This window comes from Streptomyces sp. NPDC088910 (assembly GCF_044749865.1).
GTDB lineage: Bacteria > Actinomycetota > Actinomycetes > Streptomycetales > Streptomycetaceae > Actinacidiphila.
In genome coordinates, this window is record NZ_JBIVIV010000013.1 from 142,280 (window position 1) to 160,962 (window position 18,683).

An 18,683-nucleotide genomic window follows, 5' to 3' on the forward strand; every position below is an offset into this window, starting at 1 on the left:
ATGGAACCCGACCCCGGGAAGGGCGCCTTCCGTCTGCCCGATCGCGCCGCTGACGGTCACCCGCACCCACGACACCGCCCCGGCGCCCTCCCCCTCCAACGCCCGACCTTCATCGGCCGGCCTTCATCGACCGACCGCCTCAACCACCACGACCGCAGGGAGCAGCATGTTCGGATCGACCGCCCGTCGGCTACGGCGTTGCGCACGTGACGTGTTCGGCTGGCCGAGCCTGCGCCCGCCGCAACTGGAGGCGATGAAGGCGGTGATGCGGCACCAGGACGTCATCGTCGTGATGCCGACCGGTGCCGGGAAGTCGGCGGTCTACCAGGTGCCGGGCGTCCTGCTGAAGGGCCCGACGGTCGTGGTGTCCCCGCTGATCGCCCTCCAGCGCGACCAGGTCGAGGGGCTGCTCAAGCGCGAAGGACCGGGCGCGGCATCGGTCAATTCCACGCACCGCGACGCGGAGAACGCGCAGACCTGGGACCGGGTGGAGAGCGGCGACCTGGACTTCATCTTCCTCGCGCCCGAGCAACTGGCCAGGGAGGACGTCATCCTGCGGCTGAAGCAGGCCCGTCCCGCGCTGTTCGTGGTGGACGAGGCGCACTGCGTCTCCTCCTGGGGCCACGACTTCCGCCCTGATTACCTGCGGTTGGGCGCCGTACGCGAACGGATCGGCCGCCCGCCGGTCCTGGCACTCACCGCGAGCGCGGCGGCGCCGGTCCGCGCGGAGATCCTTCAACTGCTGGGCATGCGCGGCGCCCAGGAGGTCATCGCCGGGTTCGACCGGCCCAACATCCACCTGGCGGTCGGCTACTTCCAGGAGGAGAAGGCCAAGCGGCGCGCGGTCCTCGACCGCGTCGGCGCCGAGACCGGCTCCGGCATCGTCTATACGGCGACCCGGCGCGATTCCGAGTCGTACGCCGAGGAGTTGCGGGAGGCGGGGGTGTCCGCCGCCGCGTACCACGCGGGGTTGCGCGCCGCGGAGCGGTCGTCCGTCCAGGACCGTTTCCAGCGCGGGGAGTTGGCGGTCGTCGTGGCCACCTCGGCGTTCGGCATGGGCATAGACAAGCCCGATGTGCGGTTCGTGGTGCACGCCTCGGTGCCGGGATCGCTCGACGCGTACTACCAGGAGATCGGCCGCGCGGGCCGCGACGGGGAACCGGCGCGGGCGTACATCGCCTACCGGCCGCAGGACTTGGGGCTGCGGCGGTTCTTCTCCTCCGGCCGCCCGGACGCCGACGCCCTCACCCTGGTCGCGGACCAGCTCGCCGAGCGGTCGGCCGGGCGGACGACGGGCAAGGCGGCCGGGAAGAAGGCGGCCGAGGAGCCCGCCGCGGTCTCCGTGACGGCGTTGCGCGGCGACACCGGACTGACGGCGACCCGGTTGACGGGTGTCCTCAATCTGCTGGGGCAGGCGGGCGCGGTCCGTACGGCGGCGGACGGGAAGGTGTCGCTGACGCCGGAGTGCGCGACGGCCGCGGCGCGGAAGGCCGCTGTGGAGCGGGCGCTGGAAACCGCCGACAGCCACCGGCAGTTGGAGCAGTCCCGCGTGGACATGATGCGCGGCTTCGCGGAGACCGACGGCTGTCGGCGGGCGTTCCTGCTGGGTTACTTCGGCGAGGCGCTCCCCGGAGGCTGCGGCAACTGCGACACGTGCGGTTCGGCGGCCGGACCCGGCGCCCCGGCCCCCGAAAGGGACCGTCACGCGGGTGTCCTGCGCGGTACGGGCTCGCGGGGCGACTCCCGACAGGACGCGGAGTCCGGTTCCGGCGGCCGGGAGTCAGCCGCGGCAGCCGCGCGGGGCGGGAGCCGGGCACGTATCTGGCGCCGCGACCGCGGGCGGCCGGACGCCGGGGCCGCGGCCGCTTCGCGCGGCCGGTACGCGCCCGGCGTCCGGGTCCTGCACGACAAATGGGGTCAGGGCGAGGTGATGGGCGTCGCGGACGACACGGTCACCGTGCTCTTCGAATCCGCCGGATACCGGACCCTGTCGCTGTCCGTCGTCCTGGAGCGGGATCTGCTGACGCCGGTCAAGGGGCGCGGTGCGTGACATGCGGCTCCGCGGTGCCCGCCGACGCGCGGGCCACCGCGGCCTGCTGCCGAGACCTCCGACGTTTCAGGGTGCGGCGTTCCTCCTCGCTGGTGCCGCCCCACACGCCGAGGCTTTCGCCCATGTCGAGGGCGTAGCTCAGGCAGGTCTCCCTGACCGGGCAGTCCGCGCAGACCCGTTGGGCCTTCTGCACCTGGAGTTTGGCCGGTCCGGCGTTGCCCACGGGGAAGAAGAGTTCGGGGTCCTCGGTGCGGCATGCGGCCTGGTGTTGCCAGCTCACGGAGACACCGCCTTTCGTCGGGTGCGGAGTGTCGGGCCCACGTACCGGGCCCATGGGTACTCGCCTGCCCAGGCGGTCGGCGCTCAACGTGAGGAGTTTGTGAGGGCGGCGCCGCCCGAAGCCTTACGGACATCCGACAACCCGATGACCCGATTCGCTCTCGGACGCCGCCCGTCGGGCGTGGCGGCGTCACGCACGGCCGGATCGGGGGTAGGCGGTGACAGTGAGGCCGTGAGGTCCCCGCCCGACCGGAGGCCGGGAGGTCCCCGCCCGACCGGAAACCGTCAGGTCTCCACTCGGCCTCGCCCCGTATCCATGTCCGTCCGTACGCCGAAGGAGCCGCCGCCATGGCCAGAAGCGACCGCAAGCCGAGCAGGGCGCCCGTGCCGCTGCGCACCGGCCGCTCCGCGTGGGGCCTGTACCGCGAGACGCGCCGCCCGGGCGAACCGGGCCTGTTCCGGCGGCTGGTGGCGACACCGCGTCTGGTCAGCGCGGTACTGCACCGCCGTTATCCGGGCCTGTCGCGCGCCAAGCTGCTGGCCTTCACGGTCCTGGCGGCGATCTACGTGGTCTCGCCGCTGGACGCGATCCCGGACGTCATCCCGGTTCTCGGGTGGACGGACGACTCGGCGGTGGTGCTGTGGTTCATGACCGGTCTGGTCCGCGAGTCGGGGCGCTTCGTGAGCTGGGAGTCCGACGGTCCGCGCGGTGGCGCGCTGCCCCCGAAGGGTTCGGCGGTGTGACCACCGGCCGGGCCGAGGGATACGGCGTACGCGGTACGCGCCCCTGACCCGGCCGGTCGAAACCGCTGCCGGAGGTTTCTCGCCGGACGCGTCATCCGTCGGATGCGCGTCCCGCTCGAAGCGTCTCCTACTGAATGCCGGCGTCCTTGCACGCCTGGGCGAATTCGGCGGTGCAGATCTGGGCGGTGGTGTAGAGACCGTCCTTGATGACCGTGTCCTTGATGTTCTCCTTGGTCACCGATATGGCGTCCAGCAGCTTCGCCGGGACGTCCTGGCCGGAACCGCTCTTGGCGGTGCCGTCGGCCACGGACTTGACGTCCTTGCCGTTCAGCAGGTCGATCGCGATCTGCGCGGTGGCGTCCGCCTCCGGCTTGTACGCCTTGTAGACGGTGCTGGTCTGAGTGCCCGCCAGAATCCGCTGGATCGCGGTGAGTTCGGCGTCCTGACCGGTGAGCGGCGGGTTGATGCCCGCACCCTTGAGGGCGGTGGCGATGCCGCCCGCCATGGCGTCGTTGGCGGAGTAGACACCGGCGATGGCGGCTTTGCCGAGCTGGGTGATCGCCGCGGTGACCTTCTGGTTGGCGACGGTGTCCTTCCACAGACCCGACTGCTCGTAGGCGATGTTCACCTTGCCGTCGAGGATCTTGTGCGCGCCTTCCTTGAAGGCGGCGGCGTTCGGGTCGGCCGGGTCGCCGTCGATCATCACGATCTTCGAGGTGGGAACGGCCTTGGGACCCATGGCGTCCAGCAGCGCCTGCCCCTGCAACTCGCCGACCTTCTCGTTGTCGTAGGAGACGTAGGCGGACACCGGGCCCTGCGCGAGGCGGTCGTACGCGACGACCTTGATGCCCTTGTCGACCGCGGCCTGCACCGAGGACTGGATGCCCACCGAGTCCTGCGCGTCCAGGATGAGCACCTTGACGCCCTTGGCGATCATGCTGCTGACCTGCTGCGCCTGCTTCGCCGGGTCGGCCGAGGCGTTGTCGTAGCTGACCTTGCAGTCCGAGCACAGTTCCTTGATCTTGGCCTCGATCAGGGGACGGTCGAATTTGGCGTACCGGGTGGTCGTGGTGTCCGGGAGCAGCAGGCCGATCGTCTTGTCCTTGCCGCCGCCTGACGACTTGTCATGGGTTTTGCCGCAGGCGGCCACGGTGGTGAGCGCGAGCGAAACGGCGGCGGTTCCGACGATGAGCCGTCGCGTCATTGCCTTCATGCGCGGTTGCCCCTCCCTGACTGGGCCGCAACACCGCGACCCGGGTGCAGGCGAGTCAACTCTCGTGACGCTCCGTACGTCAAGAAGTAAACATCGGATCGATTCATTGAATCGATATTGGGCTCTCCTGTCGTCGCCTCATGAGGCAACGCCTACAACATGTGAATCCGAAGCCGGGCGTTCGGGGCAATGCGCTTTCACGGGTCGGATATGTGTCATACCGCTCACGACAGGACCGGGCGCACGGCCGGAGGGCGGCACCCCCATCGCGGGGGTGCCGCCCTCCGGCCGTGCGCCCGGGTGACCGGTGGTCAGCGCCTCGCGTCCCGCGAGTCGCCGAAGAAGATGCGGTAGAGGATGAGCAGCACGAGCGCCCCGCCGATCGCCGCGCCCCAGGTGGCGGCGTCGAAGAAGTGGTGCTGTACCGGCTTGTCGAGGATTTTGGCGGACAGCCAGCCGCCGACGAACGCCCCTGCGACGCCGATCAGGGTGGTTCCGATCAGGCCGCCCGGATCGCGACCGGGCAGCAGAATCTTCGCGACGGCCCCGGCGAGCAGACCGAGGATGACCCAACTGATGATTCCCATAGGGGCCGTCTGCCCTGCGGCCCGCGGGTCACACACACGAGTGCGCACCGCGCGGGGGTCAACACCGGGCGGGGGCACCGGAGTCGGGGCACGCCGCCCGGTCCGGCCGTGTGGAATACGGCACAGTTATCGCCCGGCCGCCGGGCGCCCCTCGGTGTGCATATTTCCATATCCGCACCGCACGTTACAGAAAGCGTCACTCGGTGAAATCTGGAATTCACACGCGCGCAAGTTTTAGGTGGTCCCATCGCGGCTAATCCGCTGGTCAACCAGGTTTGTCGATTTCCCGCAGAGCGGGACCTGCGATGGGTGCGCGTCATGAACGAACTGCGTGTGCTGTCGATCTACGAGGGCTTCTTTTCCGGCGGCGCGAGGATTCTGCACAGCGACGTCGTGCGCGGTCTCAGCGGCGGCGCGCAGCGGCACGCGGTGCTGAGCATCGAGGGTGAGATGCACCGCGAGGCGACCAGGCAGCCGATGTCCGACGACGCCTGCTACCGGGCGCTCACGGCGGCGGGTGTACCGGTGTCGGCCCTGCGCGACCGTTTCGGCGGCGAAGGCCGGGAGGACGCCGAGGCGGGCAGCCGTGAGGGCGGCCACGAGAGCGGCGGCGGCGTGTTCAGCCGGTCGGAGCTCGCGGCCACCGCCAGGGCGACGGCGGCGGCCGACGTACTCCTTTCGCTCAAGGAACAGCCGCTCGCGCTGCTCAATCAGGCCGGGCTGCCGTACCGGCCGGTGGTGGTGTGCCTGCACAGGTCCGATCCGGAGAATCAGGGCCCCGCGCTGGACGCGCTGCGCGCCGCGGTGGCGGCGGGCCGGGTGCGGGCCTGCGTCTGCTGCGCGGAGTCGACCAGGGCCGCGTACGTGGCCGCGGGCATCCCTGCCGAGCTGATGCACGTCATCCCCAACGGCGTCGATCTGCTGCGGTTCCGGCCCGACGCGGTCCGCAGGGCCGCGATGCGGTCCTCGCTCGGTATCGCGGCGGACGCGCCCGTCACGGTCTTCGCGGCCCGCTACGCGGAGATGAAGAACGTGCCGCTGTTCCTGCGGGCGGCCAGGATCCATCTCGGGCGGGACCCCGGCGCGCACGTCCTGATGTGCGGCGCCGGGATGACCGCGGAGAACCCGGAGCTGACCGCGGACATCACGGCCGCCTTCGGTGACGCTCCCGGCCTGCTGCGGCGGCTGTCGCTGCTGGGCGTGCGGCACGACATGGAGACGGTGTACGCCGCCGCGGACGTCGTCTCGCTGACGTCGTCGTCGGGTGAGGCGGCGCCGCTGTGCCTGATCGAGGGCATGATGTGCGGCGCGGTCCCGGTGGCCACCGATGTCGGGGACTGCGCGGAGCTGGTCGCCGGGCACGGCTTCCTCACCCCGGCGGAGGCCGAGCCGATCGCCGCGGCCTGGTCGCGGGCGGCGGCGCTGGCCGCCGACTTCGCCCCGGCGCTGGCCCGCAGCCGCGAGCGCTTCAGCCAGACCCGCATGGTGACCGCCTACGGCGCGCTCATCGAGCGGGTGCACCAGGACGCGGTGCGCGCGGTCCGCCCGGCCCGTCGCAGGACCAGGACGCGCGCGGGGGTCCCGTACGGAGCCTGAGCCCGCCGGGACGGCAAGCCGGAGTACGCGGTACGGCGCGGTGGGGGCCCCACCGCTCCCCCGCGCCGTACCGAAGCCGCGCCGAAGCCGTCAGGCGCCGTAGTACGCGTCCCGGTACGAGAGGAAGAGGCCGCCCGGTCCGTCCACCGTCTCGGCGGCGAGGACGGCGTGCAGGAGGGCCCGGGTGAGCACGTCGGCGCCCGCCTCGAGGACGGCGTTCATCGCGCCCGCCTCGATGTGCACGCCGAAGGCGGGGTCGGCGGCGTCGGCCGTCCCCGGCGGGACGAGGGGGCGGCGGCCGGTCGCCATGGCGAAGACGGTGTCGCCGTCGGACAGGGAGTGGGCGGGGCGGACGGCGCGGGCGAGTCCGTCGTGCGCGGTGCCCGCCAGCTTCCGCGCCTGGGCGCGGGTGAGGACGGCGTCCGTCGCGACCACGGCCAGCGTGGTGATGAGCGGGTGGGTCCGCCGCTCGGCGTTCGCGGCGGCAGCGGCGGCCGTACGGCGTCGGGCCCGCTCCAGGGCGTCGGCCGCGACGGGCGGGCCGTACGGGGCGAATTCCGCGGCGGCGGGGCCCGGTCTCGCGCCCCAGAGCGCGCCCGTGTCGGGGTCGACCACGGAACCGGCCGCGTTGAGCACCGCGAGCGCGGCCACCGTCACGCCGGACTCCAGGACCGTGCTGGCCGTCCCCACCCCGCCCTTGAGGCCGCCGGCCACCGCGCCCGTACCCGCGCCGACGCAGCCCTGCGGCACCGGCGCGCCCTCCGGGGCCGCCGCCGCGGCGCGTACCGCCGCCAGGCCCGTCTCCGCTCCCGGTCGCGCCGTCCACGAGCCGCCGCGGCCGAGGTCGAACAGCGCGGCAGCGGGCACCACCGGCACCACCTGGCCGGGACCGCCGACCCGGAAGCCCCGGCCCCGCTCCTCCAGCCAGCCGACCACGCCGCCCGCCGCGTCGAGCCCGAAGGCGCTGCCTCCGGTGAGCACCACGGCGTCGATGTACGGCACGAGATTGCGCGGGTCGAGGGCGTCGGTCTCGCGGGTGCCGGGACCGCCGCCGCGTACGTCGACCGCGGTGACCGCGCCGCCCTCGGGGGCCAGCACCACCGTCGTCCCGGTGAGCCAGCCGTCGCCGGTCCGCTGGGCGTGACCGACGCGCACTCCCTCCACGTCGGTGAGGCCGTTGCCGGGACCCGGCCGTGCGCTGCCGCTCATGTCGTCCTCCGTGAGGTAGCCACGATCACGCGGGCCCGCGCCATCCGCGTACTCGCGGCCCGCCCCCTCACCGTACGAGACCGCGGCCGAACGTCGGTGTGCTCCGGCGCGTGTCAGGGCGCGCCGGAGCAAGGGGTATCCCATCAGAAGAACGACGTAAACTTCAATGTTTTTTACGCAACAAGTTGACCGAAGAGTGAAATCGACGGTCACTGCCGCCTCGGTGTCAGGTGCGCGCTCCTCGCCGTCTCGGCATGCGGGACGCCTTGATGGCGCGCCGCAGGCGACCGCCCGTGGGCCGCTGCACGGCGATCAGCACGATCATGCCCCGGTCCTGGACCCGGATCCGGCCGCCGGCCTTCACCTCGGACTCGTCGGTGCCGTCGGCCTCGGCCGCGGTGTCCACGGCGACCTGCCACAGGCCGCCGTACTCGCGTTCGGGGATCACGAAGTCGAGCGGTTCGTAGTGGCTGTTCAGCAGGATCAGGAAGGACGTGTCGGAGATCCGGCCGCCCTTCGGGTCGGACTCGGTGATGGCGTCGCCGTTCAGCAGCAGGGCGACGGCGCGCGCGTCGCCGCGGTGCCAGTTCTCCTCGCACATCTCACCGCCGTCCGGCCGGAACCACACGGCGTCCGCGACGGCCGATCCCCCGGTGTCGCCGCGGAAGAACCGGCGGCGGCGCAGCACCGGGTGCTCGGCGCGCAGCTTGATCAACCGGCGCGTGAAGTCGAACAGTTCGCGCTGCTCGGCGTCCAACGTCCAGTTCACCCAGGCGGTTTCGTTGTCCTGGCAGTAGACGTTGTTGTTGCCGCGCTGGGTGCGGCCCATCTCGTCGCCGTGTGCGATCATCGGCACACCCTGCGAGACCAGCAGTGTCGTCAGCAGATTGCGCTGCTGTCTGGCGCGCAGCGCGAGCACACCGGGGTCGTCGGTCTCGCCCTCGGCTCCGCAGTTCCACGAACGGTTGTGGCTCTCGCCGTCGTTGCCGTCCTCGCCGTTGGCCTCATTGTGCTTGTCGTTGTACGAGACCAGGTCGCGCAGCGTGAAGCCGTCGTGGCAGGTGATGAAGTTGATCCCGGCGCGCGGGCGGCGGTTGTCGTCCTCGTAGAGGTCGGAGGAGCCGGTGAGCCGGGAGGCGAGGGCGGGCAGTGTGCCGTCCTCGCCGCGCCAGAAGTCCCTGACGGTGTCGCGGTATTCGCCGTTCCACTCGCTCCACAGGGACGGGAAGTTGCCCACCTGGTAGCCGCCCTCGCCCAGGTCCCACGGCTCGGCGATCAGTTTGACGCGGCTGACCACCGGGTCCTGCTGCACGAGGTCGAAGAAGGACGAGAGCCGGTCCACCTCGTGGAACTGCCGGGCCAGCGTGGCCGCGAGGTCGAAGCGGAAGCCGTCCACGTGCATCTCGGTGACCCAGTACCGCAGCGAGTCCATGATGAGCTGGAGGACGTGCGGATGCCGCATGAGCAGGCTGTTGCCGGTGCCGGTGGTGTCGAAGTAGTGCCGCGGGTCGTCGTCCACCAGCCGGTAGTACGAGGCGTTGTCGATGCCGCGGAAGGAGAGCGTCGGCCCCATGTGGTTGCCTTCGGCGGTGTGGTTGTAGACCACGTCGAGGATCACCTCGATGCCCGCCTTGTGCAGGGCCTTCACCATCTCCTTGAATTCCGTGACCTGTTGGCCGCGCACCCCGCTCGACGCGTACGCGTTGTGCGGCGCGAAGAAGCCGATGGTGTTGTAGCCCCAGTAGTTCGACAGGCCACGGTCGCGCAGATGGCCGTCCTGCGCGAACTGGTGCACCGGCATCAGCTCGATCGCCGTCACGCCCAGTTCCTTCAGGTGCTCGATGACCGCCGGGTGCCCGACTCCCGCGTAGGTGCCGCGTATTCGCTCCGGCAGGCCCGGGTGGGTCATCGTCAGACCCTTCACGTGCGCCTCGTAGATCACCGACTCGTGGTACGAGTGACCCGGCGCGCGGTCGTCCCCCCAGTCGAAGGACGGGTCGGTCACCACCGACAGCATGGCGTGGCCGAGGCTGTCCATCGTGTTCTGCTCCTCGGGCGCGTGGAAGCGGTGGCCGAACGCCGACTCGTCACCGTCGACCTGGCCTTCCACTGCCGTGGCGTAGGGGTCGAGCAGCAACTTCGCCGGATTGCAGCGATGCCCCTCGTCCGGCCGGTACGGGCCGTGCACGCGGTAGCCGTAACGCTGGCCGGGGCCGACGCCCGGCAGATACGCGTGCCGGACGAATCCGTCCACTTCGGTCAGCGTGAGGCGCTGTTCCCGTCCCGCGTCATCGACGAGGCACAGCTCGACCTTCTCCGCCACCTCGGAGAACAGGGCGAAGTTGGTGCCCGAGCCGTCGTACGTGGCTCCGAGCGGATAGGGACGACCGTTCCACTGCTGCATTCACTGACCCTCTCGACCCTGCGTGAGCGACGATCCGACGTCCTCCCACTCATACCCCGTTGATCTCAGGCCATGGGTTCGTGAAGTGAACGGTCGCAGAAGGCCCGCGCGGACCGGTCGCGGACCGTACGACAGCGACCTCCGGCGGTGGCCGGAGGTCGCTGTCGCGAGCCGCGTCGGGCTCGGGGTGTCGCATGGGTTCGGGTGTCGAGGGGGTTCGGCTGTCGCAGGGTGGAGGCGCCGGGGGTCAGGAGTCCGGGTTCGGGCGCCGGGGGATGTCAGGCGTCGTCGCCCGGCAGGGCCTCCGGGTCGTCCAGGAGGTGCACGGCGGCCTCCTCCGCGGAGGCGGCGCCGCCGTCGATGCCGACGTCGTCGGCCACACCGTCCTGGACCGGGCTGTCCACCCACTGCTCCGGGCTGGTCAGCCGGCCCGCGCGCAGGTCGCCCGCCTCGGGGTCGAGCAGTTCCCCGTCGGTGTCGGCGGCATCGCCGAGGCCGTCCCCGTCGGGGAACTGCGGGGTGTCGGGGCGCTCCCTGGCCAGCCGCTGGTCCAGCGAGTCGCCGTCGTGCTGCTCCTCGGCCGTGGTGCCGTTCTGCTCGACGGCCAAGGGCCGCTCGGGCGGCGAGTACCCCTCGTCCAGGACATCCTCGACGCCCCGGTCGACCAGGGTGTCCTCGGGCTCCAGCGGGCCCGCGTCCTCCTGGATCTCGCTCCCGTCCGGCTGGTAGACGTCGTCCCCCATGCCGTCGTCCGTCATGCGGTCGGACATCGTGTCCTCTTCCTGGTCGGTCGGCGGATTCGCGATGCCGGTGGTGGCATCACGGACGGTCGCCTGCCCGTGGTGCGGCGGCGGAAACGGTGGACATCCCACCGCGGCCGTGCGGCGTACCCCTCAATCCTCGCGCGGTGCGGGCAGCGCGGCCAGCCAGTCGGTCAGCAGGCCGCTGACCTCCTCGGCGCGCTCCTGCTGGATCCAGTGCCCGCAGCCCTTGAGGATGTGCGAGGAGACCAGTCCGGGCAGTGTGCTCGGATACGCGTCGATGGCGCCGGCCATCCATGTGGTGGAGGCGTCGAGGTCGCCGCCGATGAACAGCGAGGGCTGCCGGATCGGCGCGCCGTCCCAGGGCGCGAGGTCCGCCCAGTCGCGGTCGACGTTGCGGTAGCGGTTGAGCGCCCCGGTCAGTCCGGTCCGCTCGAACTCGCCCGCGTAGAAGTCCAGGTCCCGCTCGGTCAGCCAGCCGGGCAGCCGCCCGGTGGGGAAGCGGTCGGAGAGCTTGGCGGCGGGCGGTACGAAGTGCGGGTCGCTCTCCCCCGCCGCCGGCATCGTGTCGGCCGACAGCGCCGCGTAGAAGCCCGCGAGCCAGCCGCGCACGTCCTGTTCGATCTCCGCCTCGGCCCGACCCGGCTCCTGGAAGTAGCTGACGTAGAACTCCTCGTCGCCGCCGATGGCGCCGAACGCCTCGGTGGGCCGGGGGCCGCCGCGCGGCGCGTAGGGCACGCTGAGCAGGCCGACGGCGGTGAAGACGTCCGGCCGCAGCAGCGCCGAGTTGGCGGCGACGGGCGAGCCCCAGTCGTGGCCGACGACCGTCGCGGTCCGCTCGCCGAGGGCGCGGACGACCGCCACGTTGTCGGCGACGAGCTGGAGCATGCGGTACGCCTCGGGCTCCGCGGGCTTCGACGAACGGCCGTAGCCGCGCACATCGACGGCGACGGCGCGGTAGCCCGCCGCGGCGAGGGCCGGGAGCTGGTGGCGCCAGGAGTACCAGGACTCGGGGAAGCCGTGCACGAGCAGGACCAGCGGTCCCGCGCCCTGCTCGACCAGATGGATGCGGCCGCCGGGCACGTCGACCAGCCGGTGCCGCGCGTCGGCCGCGGGGTCCTCGGTGGCCGCGGAGTGCGGACGGGTCGGCTGTGGACGGGTGGGCTGCGCCATTGCTTCCTCCCGGAGCTTCGGGCCGCGCTCACGGCGGTCTGACCTGCGGCGTACGTCGTGCACGGGTCGGGAGACCCGGTACGCCGTGAGCCGTTGCCGCGAGTGTGCGGGCCTGGCCGGAGCGCAGGCCAATTCCGTTGCCGTTCCGGCAAAACGGCGTCCCGCCGGGCGTCAGGTGACGACCGCGCCGACGGCGACGAAGCCGCAGATCATGACGAAGAGGATGGCCAGCAGCGGCCAGATGAAGCGCAGGTACTGGTCGTAGCGGACCTTGGCCAGGGCCACACCGCCGATGGTGACGGCGGTGGTCGGCACCCAGAGGTTCATCCAGCCGCTGGCCGACTGCCAGGCGGTGACGACGACCGAGCGCGAGACCCCGGCGAAGTCGGCCAGCGGGGCCAGGATCGGCATGGCGAGGGTGGCGTGCCCCGAGGTGGACGGGATGAGGAAGGCCAGCGGGAGGTTGACCAGGAAGACGATGATCCCGAACACCGAGTTGGACGTGCCGGAGACGACGCCCTCGATGGAGTGCAGCACGGTGTCGGTGACCTTGGAGTTGTTCATGATCACAGTGACGCCGCGGGCCAGCACGATGACCAGCGCGGGAGAGATGAAGTCCGCCGCGCCCTGGATGATCGTGGCGCTGAGCTTCTGCTCCCCCATGCGGCCGACCAGTCCGATGATCACCGCGGCGACCAGGAACAGCGCGGCCAGTTCGGCGAAGGACCAGTCCAGTTCCCAGGCGTACGGGGTCGCGTCGGCCTTGCCGGTCAGCGCGCTCGACCAGGGCACCACCGAGAAGATCATGAAGGCGAAGACCAGGCCGACGGCCATCAGTACGGCCTTGTGCAGGCCGGTCAGCTCGGGCGGCTCCTGGTCGCGGTCGACGCCCTGCTCCCGGTCGCCGGGCAGGAAGCCGACGAGGGAGCGGTCGGGGTTCTTCTGCACGCGCTTGCCGTAGCGGACGACGTAGGCGACCGTCACGGTCGTCAGCACGATCCACATCACGAAGCGCAGCACGATGCCGTCACCGAGCGAGATGTCGGCGGCCGACGAGGCGACGCCGGTCGCGAACGGGTTGACCGTGGAACACAGCACGCCGACGCCCGCGCCGAGGATGATCGCGCCGGTGGCGACCATGCGGTCGTAGCCCAGCGCCAGCATCAGGGGCACGATCAGGCCGTAGAAGCCCAGGGTCTCCTCGGCGAAGCCCTCGACCGTGCCGAGCACGGAGAAGGTCACCATGATGCCCGCGATGAGCAGCGCGCCGCGGTCGCGCAGGGCGTGCGCGAGGCGGGCGATGCCGCGGTCCAGGGCGCCGGTGGCGAAGACCACGGTGATGAACGCGCCGATGGCGAGCACGAACAGGAAGACGCCCGCGCTGCCGTACAGGTCACCGGAGTTGTCGGGCGCGACGAAGCCGGTCTTGGCGTTCTGGATGCCGTACAGGCCGTTGACCGGCGAGAGGAACAGGTCCTTGAGGTGGTCGACGAAGCTCAGCCCGGACGAGACACGGTGGTACGTGCCCTGGATGGGCGCGCCCGTGTCCTTCCGCTTGTACTCGCCCGACGGGATCAGGAACGCCAGCGCCCACACCGCGAGGGTGACCAGGGCGAGGATGGTCAGGGCGCTGGGGAAGGTGAATTTGTGCTTCTTGGGCGGCTTTCGGCCCGGGTCGCCGTCCCCCGTGGTGCCGGTGCCGGAGCCGCCGGCGGAGTCCCCGTCCGCGGTCCCCGCCGTCCCGGTGTCCCGGTAGGCGGTGGATCCGTTGGCATCGGCCGCGTCGGCGCCCGGCGCCGTATCGCCGCTCACCGCGCCCCGCCCGCCGCGCGGAAGTCCGCCGCGTACTCCCGGAGGAAGGCCGCCTCCGCGATGACGGCGCCGCGCAGCTCGGAGAAGAGCACCCGCTCATTGGGGGCGTGCAGATTGCACATGCTGTCCTGGGCTCCGAAGAGCAGCACCTCCGCGTGGGGTACGGCCTTGGCGAGGCCGTTGACCAGCGGGATGGAGCCGCCGCTGGCGGCGAGCTGGGCCTCCTCGCCCCAGCCCTCGCGCAGCGCGGTGCGGGCGGCGCGGTAGGCGGGGCCGTCGGTGGCCGGTTCGAAGCCGGGGCCCGCGTCGCTGGGGGTCACGGTCAGCTCGATGCCGAAGGGCCGGTGCTCGCGCAGGTGCCTGACCAGCGCGTCGGTGGCCTCCTTCGGGTCCTGCAAGGGGTGCACGCGCAGATTGAGCTTGGCGCGCGCGTACGGCACCACGGCCGAAGCGGCACCGTCCACGGTGGGGGTGTCCATGCCGATCACGGTGACGGCAGGGCCGCTCCACAGCCGCTCGCCGAGGCTGCCGGTGCCGATCAGCGGTGTGCCGTCGGGCACGGTCGCCAGCGCGCGGAACTCCTCCTCGGTGTACGAGGCCCCGTCCCACGGCTCGCGGCGCAGCCCTTCGACCGTGACGTCACCGGCCGCGTCGTGCAGCGAGGCGAGCGCCTGGATGAGGGCCAGCAGCGCGTCGGGCGCGGCGCCGCCGAATTCTCCGCTGTGCCGGGCCTCGGCGAGCGTCCGCACCTCCACGACGACCTCGGCGACTCCGCGCAGACCGGTGGTCAGGGTGGGGGTGCCGGGCCGCAGATTGCCCATGTCGGCGATGACCATGGCGTCGCAGGCGAAGCGCTCGGGGTCGGTCGGCGGGTAGTCGTCGAAGGCGCTGCCGTACTCCTCCTGACCCTCCAGCACGATCTTGACGCCGGTCGGCGGCCGGCCGCCGTACGCGCGCAGGACGCCGAGGTGGGCCATGACGTTCGACTTGTCGTCGGCGATGCCGCGGGCCCGCAGGCCGCCCTCGATGGGCGTGGGCTCGAAGGGCGGCGACTGCCAGGCCGACTCGTCGCCGGACGGCTGGACGTCGTAGTGCCCGTAGAGCAGTACGGTCGGCGCGTCGGGGGTCGGCGGCGGGATCTCGGCGTAGATGACCGGTGAGGTGTCGGGCAGGTCGATCCGCTCGATGTGCTCGACCCCGGCGTCCCTCAGGAGCTCGACCAGCAGGTCGTGCGCCCGGTTCACCTCCGTGGCGGGGTAGCCAGGGAAGGCGATCGAGGGAATCTCGGCGAGCCGCACCAGGTCGGCGGTGAGCTGTTCCATCAGACTGTCGACGGTGGCGGCGAGATCCATACCGGCGTGCTCCTCATCCCGAGTTCTCTGTCTTCCGACCGCTCCGTGGCGCGGTCGCGCTCTCGTGCGATCGCTTCCGTGGTCCGACGCGCCCTGCCGTCCGAAATCCCCGGTGCGGACAGGGCCATGACGGTCCTTTCGAGCACTCTGTCGACTGTCCGGGTGAGGCGCAGCCGTTAATGGGCCGAACGGGCCACGGTGACCGCGGCGGGCGGTTGCCGTGGGACGCGGGTGACCCAAGGGGTTGACTGTGCATGACAACGCTGTCTCAATGTGGAATTGCAACGTGAGAAACGGTGAAGTGCCCGCGCTTCGACCGGAGTTGCCGTGCCGCGCGGTCGAGCGCGGCGTGACCCGTTCCGCCCGGTCCCGGACAGGGGTGTCGTGTGAGCAGACGGTGGTTGTGGCGCGTTCTTCTCCTCGCCTTGCTCGTCCTGGCCGCGCAGCCGGGCATCGCGTCGGCCTCGCCTGCGGGCGGCTCGTCGTCCTCCGCGGCTGCGGGGTCGTCGCACACGGGACGGTCGTCCACGGGGCCTTTGCCCACGGAGCCGCCGTCCACGGAGCCGCCGTCCGCGGAGCCGTCGCTTACGGTGTCGCCGGTCGCGCTCGCCGCGCCGAACGACGCCACGACCGTGTGCGCGGTCTACTGCGACACCCGCGACCCGTCACTGGCAGGGCAGGAGACCTTCCCGGTGGCGGACAAGACCCTCAACGGCCGCCGGGTCTCGCTGCACGTCTCGGACGCCGACGGCATGGCCTGGGCGTCCATCGACGCGGGACAGCTCAACGACTCGGTGTGGCTGGACCGCTCGTGGGACGGCGGGACGACCTGGGACGGGCTGCTGGGCAGGGCCTCGATCCCGTCGACCTGGACCGGCACGCGCACCCTGATGTACAACCTCTACGACCCCACCCACCACCGGCGCGCCGTACTGCGGGCGTGCGGTGACGCGCAGGGCGTCGGCTGTACGGGCTGGGCGCGGCTGAGCGTGTGTGCCGCGCGCTGCGACGGCGCCGATGTGTCCACGGGCACCGGTGACACCCGGCCGGTGGCGGACGCGACGCTCAACGGGCGGACCATCGCGCTGCACATGGACAACTCGGGGATGGCCTGGGGCACGGTCTCCGGCGGCGCCGCGGGCGACGAGATCTGGCTCGACCGCTCGTGGGACGGCGGCGCGAGCTGGCCCGACGGATCGTCGAAGGGGCGGACATCCGTGCCGTCCGGCGCGTCGGGCACCAGGACAGCGGAGTTCAACACCTCCGATCCGCTCGGCAAGCTCTACGGCGGCGCGGTGCGCGCCTGCGGCCGGGCCGTCGAGGGCCAGAACGGGAGCTGCACCGCGTGGGCGCGGCCGACGACGGTCCGCAGCGCGGCGGCGGCCGACGCCCTCATGTACTCCTACGACCCGAACACCGCCTACTGGCCGTCGAGTTGGTGGAATTCCGCGGTGGCGCTCAGCACGGTGATCGACTACATGCGGCAGACCGGCGACACTCGCTATCTGTGGGTGGTGGCGCGCACCTTCCAGGTGAACAAGGCCGCCTTCCCCGCCGGGGCCCGCAGTTCCGACCCGATCGACGGCGACTTCATCAGCCGGGCCACCGACGACGCCGAGTGGTGGGCCCTGGCCTGGATCGACGCCTACGACCTGACCGGCAACGTCACGTATCTCAACGAGGCCGTCACGATCGCCACGTACGTCAACGGGCTGTGGGACACCAGCACCTGCGGGGGCGGGGTGTGGTGGGACCGCGAACGGACGTACAAGAACGCGGTGACCAACGGGCTGTACGTGCGGTTGACCGCGGAGCTGCACAACCGGATCAGCGGGGACACGACCTGGCTGGGCCGGGCGACCACGTCCTGGAACTGGTTCAGGAACAGCGGTCTGATCAACGGGTCCGGGCTGGTCAACGACGGGCTGACCGGCGGCTGCGCCAACAACGGCCAGACGGTGTGGAGTTACAACCAGGGCCTGGCGATCGGGGCCGCGGTGGAGATCTGGCGGGCCACGGGTGACGGTACGGCGCTGGCGAAGGCGCGCCAACTGGCCGACGCCGCGGCCTCGGCACCGTCGCTGGTCACCTCGGGGCTGCTCACCGAGCAGTGCGACGCGCTGAACGCGACCTGCGACGACAACGCCAAGCAGTTCAAGGGCGTCTTCATGCGCTACCTCCAGGACCTCAACGGCGCGACCGGCGGCGCCTATCGCGGCTTCGCCATCACCCAGGGCAACTCGATCTGGTCGGCGGACCGCGATTCGCTCAACCGTCTCGGCGAGCGCTGGTCGGGCCAGGGCAGCACGGACCATCTCAATGTGCGCGACTGGCGTACGCAGGCCAGTGCGCTCAGCGCGCTGCTGGCGGCGGGCTGAGGCGGCGCGGACCTCAGGGTCCGGGCGGGGTCGCGGGCGCGGTCGTCCCGGGCGCGGTCGTCTCGCGCATGGTCCTCCCTGGCTCGGTCGTCCCGGTCGGCGCGGTCTCGGGCACGGTGACACCGGTCAGGCGCTCGGCCGCCGCCCACAGCCGGGCGTTGGTCGTGGCGTCGAGCGCTCTGCGGGTGATGCGCGCGGTCGTGGTCGGGCCGACCAGGCCGAGGCGTCGGCCCGGGCCGTAGTAGCCGCCCGCGACGGCTCCGGGATCGGCCGCGGCGAACAGCAGCGGTTCCGTGCCCTGCTCGACCCCTTGGCGGGGCAGGAAGTCCAGCCGCCTGCCGAGCCTGTGCAGCCGTGACGGCTCGCCGCCCAGGCTCGCGCCCGCGGTTTGCAGGTTGGTGGTGGTGTAGCCGGGGTGGGCGGCGGTGCTCAGCAGATTCCAGCCGCGGTTGGCGGCGAGGGCGGCCAACTGCCGGGTGAGGATGAGGTCGGCGAGCTTGGACTGGGCGTACGAGAGATTCGGGCGGTAGCGGCGCCGCTCCCACTGGAGGTCGTCGAAGCCGATCCGCCCGTAGGCGGCCGTGCCGCTGCTCATGGTCGCCACGCGCGGCGCGGTGGCGGCGAGCAGGGCGGGCAGCAGCCGGACGGTCAGGGCGAACGGGCCGAGGAAATTGCTGCCGAATTGCAGCTCGAAGCCGTCGGCGGTGGTCATCCGGGTCGGCGGGGCCATCACGCCCGCGTTGTTGACCAGCAGGTCGAGCGGGGTGGGATCGGCGAGCACGCCGTCGGCGAACGCGCGGACCGACGCCAGGTCGGCGAGGTCGACGCGGCGCACTTCCAGGCGGGCGTCCGGGTGCCGCTCCAGGATCTCAGCGCGGGCCCGCTCCCCCTTCTCCGGGGTGCGTACGGCCATGATCACCTGCGCTCCCGCGGCGGCGAGGCGGCGGGCGGCCTCCTTGCCCGTGCCGCTGTTGGCGCCGGTCACGACGGCCTTCCGGCCGGTCTGGTCGGGGACGACGTACATGGTGACTCCTTCGGCGTCCGTGCCGGGACACCTCAATAAAGGACCGGTGGTCTGTTACGTTTCACGCTATCAGACCGGCGGTCCGATAACAACAGACCGCA

14 protein-coding genes are annotated in these 18,683 nt (G+C 71.7%); 4 read left to right on the plus strand and 10 right to left on the minus strand.

Going from position 1 to position 18,683, the window contains the following annotated elements:
- Positions 1-166: 166 nt before the first annotated feature.
- Positions 167-2,050, plus strand: coding sequence for a RecQ family ATP-dependent DNA helicase (locus ACIP4Z_RS27470; protein WP_401312527.1), 1,884 nt, complete (start codon positions 167-169; stop codon positions 2,048-2,050).
- On the opposite strand, the gene ACIP4Z_RS27475 is transcribed toward ACIP4Z_RS27470, so the two are convergent.
- Positions 2,031-2,330 carry a WhiB family transcriptional regulator gene (locus tag ACIP4Z_RS27475; protein WP_355348993.1) on the minus strand — a complete coding sequence of 100 codons (300 nt, stop codon included), beginning with the start codon at positions 2,328-2,330 and terminating at the stop codon, positions 2,031-2,033. The genes ACIP4Z_RS27470 and ACIP4Z_RS27475 overlap by 20 nt on opposite strands.
- A gap of 347 nt (positions 2,331-2,677) precedes the next feature.
- Between ACIP4Z_RS27475 and ACIP4Z_RS27480 the strand changes: the two genes are divergently transcribed.
- Positions 2,678-3,073: a YkvA family protein gene (locus ACIP4Z_RS27480; protein WP_355348990.1), complete on the plus strand. Its 396-nt coding sequence runs from the start codon at positions 2,678-2,680 to the stop codon at positions 3,071-3,073.
- Between the two features lie 127 nt (positions 3,074-3,200).
- Here ACIP4Z_RS27480 and ACIP4Z_RS27485 read toward each other — a convergent pair whose 3' ends face one another.
- On the minus strand, positions 3,201-4,286 hold the full coding sequence (locus tag ACIP4Z_RS27485) for a substrate-binding domain-containing protein (RefSeq protein ID WP_355348987.1): 1,086 nt from the start codon (positions 4,284-4,286) through the stop codon (positions 3,201-3,203).
- Between the two features lie 311 nt (positions 4,287-4,597).
- The gene (locus tag ACIP4Z_RS27490) at positions 4,598-4,873 is read right to left on the minus strand and encodes a GlsB/YeaQ/YmgE family stress response membrane protein (protein WP_391049864.1); all 276 of its coding nucleotides are present in this window, start codon (positions 4,871-4,873) and stop codon (positions 4,598-4,600) included.
- Positions 4,874-5,191: 318 nt separating this feature from the next.
- Here ACIP4Z_RS27490 and ACIP4Z_RS27495 point away from each other — a divergent pair, with 318 nt between their 5' ends.
- On the plus strand, positions 5,192-6,469 hold the full coding sequence (locus tag ACIP4Z_RS27495; protein WP_401312532.1) for a glycosyltransferase: 1,278 nt from the start codon (positions 5,192-5,194) through the stop codon (positions 6,467-6,469).
- A gap of 90 nt (positions 6,470-6,559) precedes the next feature.
- On the opposite strand, the gene ACIP4Z_RS27500 is transcribed toward ACIP4Z_RS27495, so the two are convergent.
- The 6 genes from ACIP4Z_RS27500 to ACIP4Z_RS27525 form a co-directional block, all read right to left on the minus strand.
- Positions 6,560-7,678 carry a P1 family peptidase gene (locus ACIP4Z_RS27500; protein ID WP_401312535.1) on the minus strand — a complete coding sequence of 373 codons (1,119 nt, stop codon included), beginning with the start codon at positions 7,676-7,678 and terminating at the stop codon, positions 6,560-6,562.
- Between the two features lie 226 nt (positions 7,679-7,904).
- A complete protein-coding gene (gene glgX / locus ACIP4Z_RS27505) occupies positions 7,905-10,082 on the minus strand; it encodes a glycogen debranching protein GlgX (protein ID WP_391049858.1) in 2,178 nt (725 codons plus the stop codon).
- 278 nt (positions 10,083-10,360) lie between these two features.
- Positions 10,361-10,852: a DUF5709 domain-containing protein gene (locus tag ACIP4Z_RS27510; protein WP_391161846.1), complete on the minus strand. Its 492-nt coding sequence runs from the start codon at positions 10,850-10,852 to the stop codon at positions 10,361-10,363.
- A gap of 123 nt (positions 10,853-10,975) precedes the next feature.
- The gene (locus tag ACIP4Z_RS27515; RefSeq protein ID WP_355349141.1) at positions 10,976-12,016 is read right to left on the minus strand and encodes an alpha/beta hydrolase; all 1,041 of its coding nucleotides are present in this window, start codon (positions 12,014-12,016) and stop codon (positions 10,976-10,978) included.
- A gap of 171 nt (positions 12,017-12,187) precedes the next feature.
- Positions 12,188-13,642, minus strand: coding sequence for a YfcC family protein (locus ACIP4Z_RS27520; RefSeq protein WP_355349249.1), 1,455 nt, complete (start codon positions 13,640-13,642; stop codon positions 12,188-12,190).
- 182 nt (positions 13,643-13,824) lie between these two features.
- Positions 13,825-15,180: a M20/M25/M40 family metallo-hydrolase gene (locus ACIP4Z_RS27525; RefSeq protein ID WP_391049854.1), complete on the minus strand. Its 1,356-nt coding sequence runs from the start codon at positions 15,178-15,180 to the stop codon at positions 13,825-13,827.
- A 386-nt stretch (positions 15,181-15,566) separates the two neighbouring features.
- Between ACIP4Z_RS27525 and ACIP4Z_RS27530 the strand changes: the two genes are divergently transcribed.
- On the plus strand, positions 15,567-17,558 hold the full coding sequence (locus tag ACIP4Z_RS27530; protein WP_401312540.1) for a glycoside hydrolase family 76 protein: 1,992 nt from the start codon (positions 15,567-15,569) through the stop codon (positions 17,556-17,558).
- Positions 17,559-17,571: 13 nt separating this feature from the next.
- On the opposite strand, the gene ACIP4Z_RS27535 is transcribed toward ACIP4Z_RS27530, so the two are convergent.
- Positions 17,572-18,582: an SDR family oxidoreductase gene (locus ACIP4Z_RS27535; protein ID WP_401312543.1), complete on the minus strand. Its 1,011-nt coding sequence runs from the start codon at positions 18,580-18,582 to the stop codon at positions 17,572-17,574.
- Positions 18,583-18,683: the final 101 nt, after the last annotated feature.